8 protein-coding genes and 1 pseudogene are annotated in these 12,709 nt (G+C 41.5%); 4 read left to right on the forward strand and 5 right to left on the reverse strand.

Annotation, left to right across the window (positions count from 1 at the left end; all coding sequences use genetic code 11):
- Positions 1 to 2: 2 nt before the first annotated feature.
- Positions 3 to 1,112, reverse strand: a pseudogene (locus tag HUN01_RS19225) (IS630 family transposase).
- 96 nt (positions 1,113 to 1,208) lie between these two features.
- Here HUN01_RS19225 and darT point away from each other — a divergent pair.
- From darT to HUN01_RS19245, 4 genes are all read left to right on the forward strand, one after another.
- Positions 1,209 to 1,697 carry a type II toxin-antitoxin system toxin DNA ADP-ribosyl transferase DarT gene (gene darT, locus HUN01_RS19230; protein WP_181927539.1) on the forward strand — a complete coding sequence of 163 codons (489 nt, stop codon included), beginning with the start codon at positions 1,209 to 1,211 and terminating at the stop codon, positions 1,695 to 1,697.
- Between the two features lie 56 nt (positions 1,698 to 1,753).
- A complete protein-coding gene (gene darG / locus HUN01_RS19235) occupies positions 1,754 to 2,812 on the forward strand; it encodes a type II toxin-antitoxin system antitoxin DNA ADP-ribosyl glycohydrolase DarG (protein WP_181927540.1) in 1,059 nt (352 codons plus the stop codon).
- A 77-nt stretch (positions 2,813 to 2,889) separates the two neighbouring features.
- The gene (locus tag HUN01_RS19240) at positions 2,890 to 6,132 is read left to right on the forward strand and encodes a type I restriction endonuclease subunit R (protein ID WP_238845473.1); all 3,243 of its coding nucleotides are present in this window, start codon (positions 2,890 to 2,892) and stop codon (positions 6,130 to 6,132) included.
- The gene (locus tag HUN01_RS19245) at positions 6,129 to 6,827 is read left to right on the forward strand and encodes a M48 family metallopeptidase (RefSeq protein WP_181927542.1); all 699 of its coding nucleotides are present in this window, start codon (positions 6,129 to 6,131) and stop codon (positions 6,825 to 6,827) included. The genes HUN01_RS19240 and HUN01_RS19245 overlap by 4 nt, the downstream gene beginning before the upstream one ends.
- A 20-nt stretch (positions 6,828 to 6,847) precedes the next feature.
- Here the strand turns inward: HUN01_RS19245 and HUN01_RS19250 are convergent, their stop codons facing one another.
- From HUN01_RS19250 to HUN01_RS19265, 4 genes are read right to left on the reverse strand one after another with little or no spacing between them, the layout of a single operon-like run.
- Positions 6,848 to 7,360: a TniQ family protein gene (locus HUN01_RS19250; protein WP_181932738.1), complete on the reverse strand. Its 513-nt coding sequence runs from the start codon at positions 7,358 to 7,360 to the stop codon at positions 6,848 to 6,850.
- Positions 7,360 to 8,196 carry a TniB family NTP-binding protein gene (locus HUN01_RS19255; RefSeq protein WP_181927543.1) on the reverse strand — a complete coding sequence of 279 codons (837 nt, stop codon included), beginning with the start codon at positions 8,194 to 8,196 and terminating at the stop codon, positions 7,360 to 7,362. The genes HUN01_RS19250 and HUN01_RS19255 overlap by 1 nt, the downstream gene beginning before the upstream one ends.
- A 2-nt stretch (positions 8,197 to 8,198) precedes the next feature.
- The gene (locus HUN01_RS19260; protein ID WP_181927544.1) at positions 8,199 to 9,914 is read right to left on the reverse strand and encodes a Mu transposase C-terminal domain-containing protein; all 1,716 of its coding nucleotides are present in this window, start codon (positions 9,912 to 9,914) and stop codon (positions 8,199 to 8,201) included.
- A gap of 55 nt (positions 9,915 to 9,969) precedes the next feature.
- Positions 9,970 to 12,708: a CHAT domain-containing protein gene (locus HUN01_RS19265; RefSeq protein ID WP_181927545.1), complete on the reverse strand. Its 2,739-nt coding sequence runs from the start codon at positions 12,706 to 12,708 to the stop codon at positions 9,970 to 9,972.
- Position 12,709: the final 1 nt, after the last annotated feature.

Here is a 12,709-nt window from a genome sequence, read left to right on the forward strand (position 1 = left end):
ATTTAATAAACAGCATTACCTTTATTTTTAATTTTGCGTTCCCATTTAATAATAAGACCTCCTTCATTTAACAATTTATTTAACAACTCTTCTAGCTGTGATACTGACTCGAACAATCTATGAGCTATATATTCTTTTGCTGAATGCCAAACCAATTCAATCAAATTATAATCTGGACTATAAGGTGGTAGAAATTCCAGGATAATATTTGGCATTTCTGCCTTGATACGAACTAAAATATCTTTTCTTTTATGGAAGCTGGCATTATCTAAGATAATCACTATTTTCGCAGAACATTTATTGAAAGTCTCAATTCTATTTCCTTGCTCTATCCATTCTTGCAATAGAAAATTATTCAAAGATTGAAGCTGCTCATAAAATACATCGGCATTTCCTTTTTTAATCACAAAATTCATTCTCTTCTTGTCGTGATAACGTAACCCTCCCATAATATTTACTCTTCCTCTTCTTCTTTGACCTGTGATTTGTTTCCTTGTACCTTTCTTACCCCAGTTTTTTTCTTCTTATCACTCTTAAACTAAATCCACTCTCATCCCAAAACCATACCTGTAAACGCTCTGGGGCTTCCTTTGTTATTCTTAAGTATTCTGACAATTTTTTCTTTAAATGCCTTACGCATTTCAGGATTCTGTTTGTCCTCTAGGCTGTATTTTGCCCAAAGGTAAACGTACTTTTTTTCGCTCTAATATTCTCCCAACTTGTGAACCACTTAACTTAATTCCTGTTATCTTTTCGAGGTATGTAGCTAGTCTTGCTGCTGTCCAACGACCAAATTCATACCCATACTCTAGTGGCTCTTTTTCAATTATTTCTAATAATAAATCCTCATATTCTTTGGTAACTTTGCGGAAGTTCCCTTCTCTTCTTCCATCTAAAAAACTTTCTAGGTTATCTGGATCGCCGTGAACTGCCCAATATGCTACTGTTGGATATGCAATATCTAAAAACTTACTAATCTCTTGATAAGTTTTTCCATCATTCATTAATAATAAAATCAGAATCTTTTCTCTTACGTAGGGATTTTCATGCTCTTTTAGCGTTTTTAGTAGCCTTTCCTTCTGCTCTTGGGAAAGATGATTTTTTGCTGGCATAGATGGCTGATACTAAATTAATTACTTAATCTAATATTATACAATCTAGCTGCGTAACAGCTTATTGCTTATGGACACATCCAAGATAGACGAGGAATGACTCGTGTTCCTTGTGGTGCTGGTGGATCTTTACACGATTATGTACCGTTCTATTTTGCCCCTCGCTCTCCCATGCTCTACGCCAATCACAAAAAGAGTGTAGACAAATATAGTGGTGGACAAACACCAATTCTCCATTTAGTTTCCAGTGCAGAAGCTGTTGATGCTGCGGGACTATCTTTTGTAGGTACGGACGGACACGCAGCTATGGAATATACAGCTTTTTTTGATGAACTTGAATATTTGTATGCAGATAAACTAATTGACTGGGAAATAATGGAAGCCACCTACTGGGCTGATACAGAAGAAGACGGGGACAGAAAACGCCGACGACAAGCCGAGTTTTTAGTGCATCAGTTTTTTCCCTGGCAACTAATTCAAGAAATTGGAGTCATTAACACCACAATTCAAACACAAGTTAGAGAAATGTTATATAAAATTAACATTCAAACTCCAATAAAAGTTTGCTCTAAATGGTACTATTAAAAGTTTTGAGATAAAAGTACAATTATAGTACATATATATATAGCCAGTGAAGGGAGATGATTGAGTTTAAGCAAGGCAACTTATTAGCAGAAAACGCCGAAGCCCTAGTTAACACCGTTAATAATGTCGGTGTCATGGGTAAAGGTATCGCCTTGCAATTTAAGCAAGCTTATCCTGAAAACTTCCGTCAATACGAAAAAGCCTGTCGTGCGGGAGAAGTGCAGCCAGGGCGGATGTTTACCGTGGCAACAGGTAGCCTGTTTAATCCCAAATATATTATTAACTTCCCCACTAAAGCCCATTGGAAAAGCAAGTCAAAAATAGCTGACATTAAAAGTGGACTGGTGGCCTTAGTTGCAGAAGTGCAAAGATTGGGTATTACCTCAATTGCCATTCCCCCGTTAGGATGTGGCAACGGTGGCTTAAACTGGCTAGAAGTTAAGCCTTTAATCAAATCAGCATTTGCCCAACTGCCTAATGTGCAAGTGATTATTTTTGAGCCATCAGGCGCACCAGCAGCAGAAAAGATGCTGGTTGCAAGTAAAAAGCCCAACATGACCCGTGGTAGGGCCTTAATCATTCACTTGCTGGAAGCTTACGGTATTCCAGGCTATGAGTTAACCAAGCTAGAAATTCAAAAACTTGCCTATTTTCTCCAAGAAGCTGGGGAATTGCTCAAGTTACCCTATCAAAAGCATTTATATGGCCCCTACGCTGACAACCTTAACCAAGTTTTAAAACATATAGAAGGTCATTACATTCTTGGTTATGGTGACGGTACTGGCAGAGCTAGCATTTATGTATTGCCAGAAGGTAGAAAAGCAGCAAAGACTTTTTTAGAAACAGAAACAGAAGCCCAAGAGCATTTAGAGCGAGTTAGCAAGCTGATATATGGCTTTGAAACGCCTTATGGGATGGAATTATTAGCGACAGTTCACTGGGTAGCTACCAAACACCCCAACCCAGCAAAAGATAGTGAAGAAGCGATCGCCCTTGTACATAAATGGAGTGATCGTAAACGCAAGTTATTTAAACCCGAACATATTCGGAAAGCTTGGCAACGCTTAGGTGAACAAAACTGGTTGACCATAAATTCAACTAATATGATGGAATAAAAAATAACTCGTCTTCACCTCTGATGTTAAACGAGTACACGCAGGTTGAACTCCCTCTAATTAACCAACTTCAACTCATGAGTTGGCAATATATTGAGGGTGATATTGATGTTCCTTACTTAACTGAACGGCAAAACTTCCGCGAAGTGCTGCTGATGAAAAGACTTCATAACGCCATTCGCAGAATAAACCTTGATGACAAAAGACAACCCTGGCTCGACGATGGTCGAATCAACACAGCCATCGGTACTCTAGAACGTTTGGGAACAGCCAAACTAATGGAAGCAAATCAGATAGCCACAGATTTGCTACTTAAAGGAACTGTAGTAGAAGGTGATCCGCAACGCGATGGTGGTAGAGATCAGACAGTTCGCTTTATTGATTTTGACCAACCTGAACGCAATGATTTCCTAATTATCAACCAATTTCGCGTAGATGTTCCAGGTGGCCGCACTTACATTGTTCCTGATACTGTTTTATTCGTAAATGGCATCCCGCTAGTAGTAATTGAGTGCAAAAGCCCCTCCGCAACAGAACCAATGGCAGAAGGGATTACCCAGTTGCGGCGCTACTCCAACCAACGCGAAGAAATTGCAGATGACGAAGGGGCAGAAAGACTATTTCATTACAACCAATTCTTGATTGCCACATTTTTCCATGCAGCCAGAGTTGGCACAATTGGCGCATCCTATGAACGTTACCTGGAATGGAAAGACACCAGTCCCGTGCCAATGGCTGAAGTTGCAGCATCATTGGGTGAGACAAAACTAAGCAGCCAGCAAATCTTAGTCGCCGGAATGCTGCGTCCAGCCCACTTACTTGATATTATTCGCAACTTTACTCTGTTTCAGGAATCGGGTGGTAAGAATATCAAAATTGTGGGTCGCTACCAGCAGTTTAGAGCTGTACAGGAAGCAGTTCGGCGCTTACAAAACGGTCAAACTCGCCGTCAAAATGGTGAAAACGACCAACGGGGGGGTATTATCTGGCACACCCAAGGCTCAGGCAAAAGCTTGACAATGGTGTTCTTGGTACGAAAACTGAGGACTTTAGCAGCTTTACGTCGTTTGAAAGTGGTTGTAGTAACCGACAGAGTGGATCTAGAAAAACAACTTAGCAATACTGCCAGTCTTACCAATGAAACAGTTCTAAGAGCAAGCAACACCGACGAATTAAAGGAACTGCTGCGTCAATCTAGTCCAGATTTAATCTTTGCCACAATTCAGAAATATCAACAGCGAGATGAGGATAGCACCGACGATAGTAAAGCGATATTACAATACACATCCAATAAACGAAATCCTAGCGATCGCAAAGCCGCAGAAAATTCTTCTAGCTACAACATCAATCCAAATATACGCCGTCTAATAACCGAAACTGACCAATTTCCCATCCTGAACGATTCTGAAGATATTCTAGTTTTGGTGGATGAAGCCCATCGCACCCAAGCTAGTCAGCTACACGCCAATTTGATGAGAGCGCTGCCTAATTGTGCCAAGATTGGCTTTACAGGGACTCCTATTTTGGTAGGCGATCGCAAGCGTACTTACGAAATTTTTGGTGATTTTATTGACAGCTACACCATTCAACAATCAGAGGCAGATGGGGCAACAGTGCCTATTCTTTACGAAGGACGCACGGCTGAAGCCGAGGTTGCAGATGGGCGATCGCTAGATCAACTCTTCGAGGATATGTTTTGCGATCGCACTCCTAAAGAATTAGCAGCAATCCGTGCTAAATATGCCACAGAAGGCAATGTTTTGGAAGCTCCCAAGCTAATAGCTGCTAAGGCAGAGGATATGCTGCGCCATTATGTTGATACCGTATTACCTAATGGATTCAAAGCCCAAATCGTTGCTAGCAGCCGTCTGGCAGCAGTGCGTTATCAACAAGCTTTTGTTGCTGCACATCAAAAACTGGTGGCTCAGTTAGAGAATTTTAACCCTTCTCAACAATTGCAAAATCTCGAAACTGAGTTTTTAACACGTATCTATCCTCGAATAGAGCAAATCAAACAATTAGAGTTTGCAACTGTAATTTCCAATGGACACAATGATAATCCAGCTTGGAAGCAGTGGAGTGACAAAGCCAAAGTAGAAGAGTACATCAACCGTTTTAAAAAACCACTAGTGCATACTGAGCCAAGCAAACAAGATGGTCTTGCTTTTCTCATTGTCAAAAGTATGCTGCTAACTGGGTTTGATGCCCCAATTGAGCAAGTTTTGTATTTGGATCGCTCAATGCAAGGACACGAATTATTACAAGCGATCGCCCGTGTCAACCGCACCTACTCCTCTAAATCCTGTGGCTTTGTTGTAGACTACTACGGGGTTGCCCGACATCTTAAAAAAGCCTTGGCAGTTTATAGTGCTGAAGATATCCAAAGTGCTTTAATCAGCCTTAAGGATGAATTACCTAAGTTAGGCGATCGGCATCAGCGCGTGCTTGCAGTTTTCCAAGGACAGGATATTCATGATATTGCTGATGTCAATGCTTGCATTGATTTGCTGCGAGACATGAAAATCCGCGCTGAATTTGTAGTGAAGCTGAAGCAGTTCTTGGAAAGCTTAGATATTGTCATGCCCCGTCCAGAAGCATTACCTTACATACGGGACGCGAAAATTCTCGGTTACATCAACAAAGCTGCCGCTAACCTTTATCGTGATTTCCAACTCAATCTTTATGGCGCAGGAAATAAAGTGCGGCAACTCATAGATGAGTACATCGTAGCCAGTGGGATAGATCCTCAAGTCCCGCCAATCTCGATTATGGATGCTGACTTTGAGAGTGCTGTCAGCGCTCGAACTTCAGACCGTGCCAAAGCATCCGAGATGGAACACGCTGCCCGCTACCATATCAGCAAAAACTTTCAGGAAGACCCAGCCTATTACAAAAAATTAAGCGAACGGCTAGAAGACATCCTAGAAAAGTTTCAGGATAAATGGGCAGAATTGGTGGAAGCACTACGCCAATTTACTCAAGATTTGCGGCAAGGTCGTCCAGAGGATGAAACTCAGCTTGACCCCAAGACCCAAGCACCATTTTTAGGCATCCTAGTAGAAGAAATTGGCTTAGACCAGGAATTGCTCAAGCCAGAACTTGACAAACTGGCAGCAATTACAGTGGAAATGGTGGAACATATCCGTCAGGAAATTCGGATAGTGGATTTCTGGAGAAATGCCCACGCTCAAAACGTCTTGCGGGGGTGGATTGTCCGCTTCTTAGATGACAACGATGTGATATCCTTCTCTCGACAGCAAGCAGTAAGCGATCGCATCGTAGAATTAGCCAAAGCCCTCCATGCAAGATTAACCACATGAGTGAGTCTCTGGTAATTGATGACTTATACTTTGTTTTGCACCGCAGTGACAAGCGCAAAACTGTAGGCATTACCATTGACCGGGGTGGAGAATTAATCCTTAACGCTCCCTCTGACTGTCCCCTGGAAATAATTGAGCAAATTGCCCAACAGAAGCGCTTTTGGATTTATACAAAATTAGCAGAAAAAGAATTACTCTGCCAAAATCGGTTTGAGAAAGAGTTTGTCAACGGTGAAGGATTTTATTATCTAGGTCGGAGTTACCGACTGTTGCTAGTACCACCAAAATTAGCAACTCCTCTACGCCTTTACCAAGGTCGATTCATGCTGAGGTCTAACGAACATAACCATGCTAGGGAGCATTTTATTCATTGGTACACACAACACGCTGAACTGTGGTTACAGCGTCGGCTTAACCTGTTCTCTGCCAGACTTGGGGTAGCTCCCAGCATAATAAAAATCCGAGATTTGGGTTTCCGTTGGGGGTCATGTGGTAGTCAAGGAAATCTTTATTTTCACTGGTTAACTATCCTTTTACCACCGCGAATTATTGAATATATTATCGTTCATGAATTAGTGCATTTACATGAATCGCATCACAATACACAATTTTGGAGATATATAGAGCGTGTTCTGCCAGACTTTGTATTACGCAAACAGTGGCTAGCTGAAAATGGAAGTCGTTTCGTATTATAAAAAACTACCTAAATAATTGTTTATTCATTAGTTATAGCCTTCTGAAATTCTGCCATTTCTGCAAATGTCAGAAAACATCGTTGACACCATCCATCCACCCACAATGCTGGAAGCTTAAACCTTGCCCCACAGTTTGGGCATTCTGAAAGCAAGCTTAACTGGTGGCGATCGCACCCCTGCTTTAGCTTCAACTGCCACTCAATCTTGTGACAAGGCGACTCAGTATAACAAGCTGCACATAACCTTATTGGCTCAAGCTTCATCCCTACTTCAGCAGGAGGCAACATCTGCGTTAATCTATCTGCCTCAACTCCCACTACAGTAGCTAATGCCTCCAACTGCTGTCGAGAAGGGGGAGGATTAAACCGAAACTTTTCCCAACGTGCGATCGCACCCCCAAGTCCTGCTGCCTTACCTAACCCAGTAGGGGTTAAATCATTTGCCTGTCGAAAGCGTCCCAAAAAATGACTTAGGCTTTCTCCTTGATATGGTTGAACTCTAAACAGCCAAGGCTTAATATTTTCCACTTCGATCACTTGTACTCAGCAGCTACTTCCTTCAAAGTTTCCAAGTCAATTTTTTGCAGTCCTTTTTTTAAAGCCCGAATTGCAGTCTCTCGGAGAATCATATCCATCAAACCGATATAACCTCCAGTTGCTTCCCCTAACGTCTTCAACATCGTTTTACTGGAAAGGTTGGAAGCAACTGGCAATCTCAGTATTTGTTTCTCCCAAATATCCACCGTTCGCTTAAAATCCTCCCCTGACATCTTTCCAAAACGGTGACAAGACCGAAAACGGTTGTAAACCTGCTCATCCCGCTTAATCACTGCATCTAAGCGATCAGTTCCTACCAAAATCACTGCTATTTCTAACCTGTCAAAAATATCACGCACTTCCGCAAAAGTTTTCGGCTTAAAGCGGTCAGCTTCATCAATAATCAACATCTCCACCCCGCAACCTTTAAGAACTCGCAGTGTTCTATCTCGAATTTCTGCCACTGTTCCTTTAGTTACTTGATATTTCAAATGCTCCATAATTACCCCAAAGAATTCCTTAGCACCGCACTCCTGGGGAATTTGGATATAAGCCACAGGTACAGTTGGGGGTTTTCCTGCAACTTGAGAGGGTTTATTCCTAAGCCTATAGGCATCACAACCCATTGTTTTTCCCGTTCTCGACTCACCTACTACACGCCCAGATTGTCTTGATTGGCGCTTTCCTTCCAACCAATCATGGAGAATTTGCACTTGTTCAAGTGGGACATAACCTTTACGATTTAATCGTTGAATCTCCGCCTGTAATTTTTCACTATTAACGGGAATATTGCCCAATTGTTGGGCGATCGCTTGAGCTTCTTGTAAAGTCATTTTTACCACCCGTAATCTTCACGCATTTGTTCGTAATCAAAAACTTCCGGCATCTCTGGCTCAGGTTCGCTATCAATAGATACTGCCTCTACTGATGACTCTGGCTCAACAGGTATAAGTTGTTTAGATTTTTTGACCTCAGCCTGTTCTACTTTCTGACGCTCTTTTTTGGTTTTCTTTTGAGTTTGGAATATTTCGCGTTCCCTAACTTCAGCCAAAATTGAGCGATTACTCACAGCTTTACCCGCTTCGCGCACTTTACGGCTGCTAGCTTTTGCCTCATCTAGAGATAGTTCCTCCGCCTCCAAATCTTGAGCATAAGCACGAGCAATAAATACCTCTTTATCCCCTTCTATGCGATAAATCAAAATCGTTGTGATATCTCTGGGGTCATATCGCAACACAACACTTTCCCCCGCATAACCCGCTAAGAGTTCACCTCTATACATCAAGTTTTCAAATTGCAGATATCCCCCGCGTTGAATTTGTCGCCGTGTTTGCTTCATTAAGCAAATATCCAAATCCCTCTCGGAAAGTAAATCAGGTGCTGCAATTAAACCAGATTCCCAGCGTTGAAATCTTGTCTGGTCGCCCATTCGAGCATCAAGTCGCTGGTTGTAGTTATCAACGATGTAACGCACCAACATTTGCTCTAACTGCCGCAACGTTAAGCAAGCTTCTTTCTCCGCTTCCTCTGGTCGCTCTTGAACGTTTGAACCTGTATATCCTTGTAAAGTTGAGAATAATTCTGTATTTAGAGTTTTAAACGGGCGCTCAACACTACCACCTTCAGATGGACGATCACGCAAATGACAAACAAATCCTAACTGCACCCCAATTTGCTGTAAATGATTGGAACGAAAATCTTTACCCCCATCTGTATAAAAGTGTTGCGGTAAACCAGAAGTACCCCATTGTTCATTAAGCCCATATTCTGAACCATATTGCTTGGGCAAAATTGCATGACGTAACGCTAAAGCTACAACTTGAGAACTTGGTGCATCGTAGCCCAAGTTAATCCCCATAATGCAACGCGAATAGCTATCAATAACCGTTGTTAACCAAGGACGACTTAGAATTTTGCCATGCTGGTCTACTAATAAAACATCAACAAGGGTGTGGTCGCACTGCCAAACTTGGTTACTGTGTTCTATTTGTAAATCTTTTCCATCACGGGTTTGAACTGATAGCCGCGAACCACGCCAACCCGGACTACGAATACTTTTGGCTTGCTCAATTTTATCTATTAACGGTTGCAAAATCCGGTAAACCGTCATGTGGGAAGGAGGCTTAACTCCCAGTTCGTCTGCTCTCGCCTTCACTCTAATAAATACCTGCTGGCGAGTCATTCTTTTACTTCCCTTATTACCATCCTTATAAGTTTTCAATACAAACTCTTGCCAGTCTTCATCAACTCGATGCTTCCCTTTATCCACCCGTTGATTTTGCGCCAGTCCAGCCAAACCTTCCTGTTCCCATTTATCTACCAGCCGTCGCACTGTACGTACTGATTTACCAAGCTTCTCTGCCGCTTCCTTAAGTTTTTGTGTGTATGTAGTGCGATCGCTATTTTCTAAAAGACTTTGAATCACCTCCATTTTCAGCAAAGCTTCATCTGAAAGTTTAGAAACAATAACGTTTGCTTCAGCAAGATCGTTATTCACATCTACAGAGCTTGCTTTTTTCGTAGTGGTTGTAGAAAATTCTGCATCTTGCATATAGTGTTTTATCAAAACATAGTTGTATTATACTATTTAATTGACAAATAATTTGTTAATTAGGGTCACCAATCAGAACAAAAGAAGACCAGAAAAAAGGGTGCCTTTGAATCTGAGTGAGTTTAGCTTCGCGTAGTGCTTGTGTTTTACTCTTCCCCTGATTGAGGTTTTGGTAAAACTCAACCATAATATCTCGTGTAGCTTTGTCATCAATACTCCAAAGATTACCAATCACAGCCTTAGCACCTGCTCTCTCAAATAAATAAGCAAGTCCAGTAATCGAAGCTTCGTTATCATCAATAATAGGTTCGCCAGAATTATCAGTTTGTAGAGCAGTCTGACAAGCACTAAGGGTGATTAAATCAACATTCTCTAATCCCAGTCGAGCAGCATCAGCAATTTTGAGCTTTTCGTCCGCAAACACTAAAACATTTTCTTCGAGCTTTAATTTGAGACAACCACCACGTTGAAAACAGCCGTGTGTTGCCAAATGCAGCAAAGGAAATTGAGGAGCTAAAATTTTAAATGAATCAAGAGTTGCTTTGTCACCAGTAAAGAATTTACTTCCTGGGAGTGTATCAGCGATTTTTTTAACTTCGATTTCTGCATTTGTAAGTGCGAGCAAACCATTAGGAGATGGATTCCCAAAAGCCAGAACTCGTTTTTGAGCAGGTGAAGGATTTGTTTTGGGAGATTGAAAAGAACGGGTAGATAAACGAGTTAAGTAGCTAACAGGATATTTCTCTAGTAAAAATTGATTGTTCTTACTATCATAAAGAGTATCAAAGGGGATGTAGCGTAAAGCTCCGCTGGCAATGAAGCCAAGTTGTTGAGGCTTAGTTGCCTGAATTTCAGATTCTACTGGAGCAATCAGTAGGTTATAAAGACTTTCCAAGTTATCTAGATATTCATATTTTAGACGATTAGTCAGTTGCTCATAAGTTTGTTTCACTAACTTATAAAACTGCTTGGGAACAGAGACTTGCTTTACTGTCAAGCTGTTTTTAGTTAACACGAATAAGGCAATTGTATTGGGTGCATTCTTTGTATCAGTTAAAACAACAGGATGGATGAGTGTTGTACCAGTAGGAATATTTGCTTGTAGGCGACTAATATCAGTGGGAGTGGTTTCAAATATTTCTGCAACTTCTGGAAAGCGTTGGGAAATTTCTTCACTTTTTTTGAAGACTTGCGCTTCTAGTTCGCGCATTTGTCCTGAGAGGGGTTCAGAAAATTGTTGCTGTAGGTTTTGCCGAAGTAATTGCAGTTGTTGGTTGAGTTGGTTCCACTCGTTAATAGCTTTTTGAGATGCAGGGTCTTTGACTTTGGCATCAATGAGGCGAGTGTAATCAACCAAATCAACAGTAGTAACAAAGTTAGCCCATTCATAAGCATCTTTATTTTGATGCAATTTGATAAGGATATTAATGAGGGCGTTACGGGTGTCTTGTTGTAACTGTAAAAATTTGATCCGTTCATCTTTGGTGATGTTGGCACGTATTTCCAAGATTCGAGTTAGTGATTGCTTGAAATGTTCAACTGCTTTGTCTGGCTTCCCAATATCAGCGTACACAAAACCGATATTGTTGAGAGTAGTAGCTTCACCAGCGCGATCGCCCACTTGTTTTCTAATGAGCAGAGATTGGTTGTAATAATCCAATGCCAACTTTGGCTGCTCAATATAGGCGTAGATAGTACCGATATTGTTGAGAGTAGTAGCTTCACCAGCGCGATCGCCCACTTGTTTTCTAATGAGCAGAGATTGGTTGTAATAATCCAATGCCAACTTTGGCTGCTCAATATAGGCGTAGACAAAACCGATATTGTTGAGAGTAGTAGCTTCACCAGCACGATCGCCCACTTCTTTTGTAATGAGCAGAGATTGGTTGTAATAATCCAATGCCAACTTTGGCTGCCCAATATTGGTGTAGACAAAACCGATATTGTTGAGAGTAGTAGCTTCACCAGCGCGATCGCCCACTTCTTTTGTAATGGGCAGAGATTGGTTGTGATAATCCAATGCCTTGTTTGGCTGCCCAATATCAGCGTATACAGTACCGATATTGGACAGAGTAGTAGCTTCACTAGCGCGATCGCCCACTTCTTTTGTAATGGGCAGAGATTGGTTGAAATAATCCAATGCTTTGTTTGGCTCCCCAATATCAGCGTAGACAAAACCGATATTGTTGAGAGTTTTTGCTTCACCAGCGCGATCGCCCACTTCTTTTCTAATGGGCAGAGATTGGTTGTAATAATCCAATGCCAACTTTGGCTGCCCAATATCAGCGTATACAGTACCGATATTGTTGAGAGTTTTTGCTTCACCAGCGCGATCGCCTACTTGTTTTCTAATGAGCAGAGATTGATTGTAATAATCCAATGCCAACTTTGGCTGTCCAATATTGGCGTAGACTAAACCGATATTGGACAGAGTACTAGCTTCGCCAGTGCGATCGCCTACTTCTTTTGTAATGGGCAGAGATTGGTTGTAATAATCCAATGCCAACTTTGGCTGTCCAATGTTTCTGTAGTTGAAGCCAATCCAAGCTAGAATAACTGCTTCCAGTTTTCTATCTTTTTGTTGCTGTGCCAACAATAATGCTTGCTCAAGAGTAGCAATAGCTTTTTGTGGTTGTCCTTTGTTTGCTTGCTCTATTGCAAGCTCCAGCAGTTTTTGTGCTTGTTGAGTTTGAGAATTGTTAGTTTGTCCCCAAACTGCTAATTGGCTTGGCTCCATTACCACACAAGCCAAGCCAATTCCTATTGCCAGCAAAACTCTACCTAGCTGTTTCATT

The sequence above is a fragment of the Nostoc edaphicum CCNP1411 genome (assembly GCF_014023275.1).
In the GTDB taxonomy this organism is placed as follows: Bacteria; Cyanobacteriota; Cyanobacteriia; order Cyanobacteriales; family Nostocaceae; genus Nostoc; species Nostoc edaphicum_A.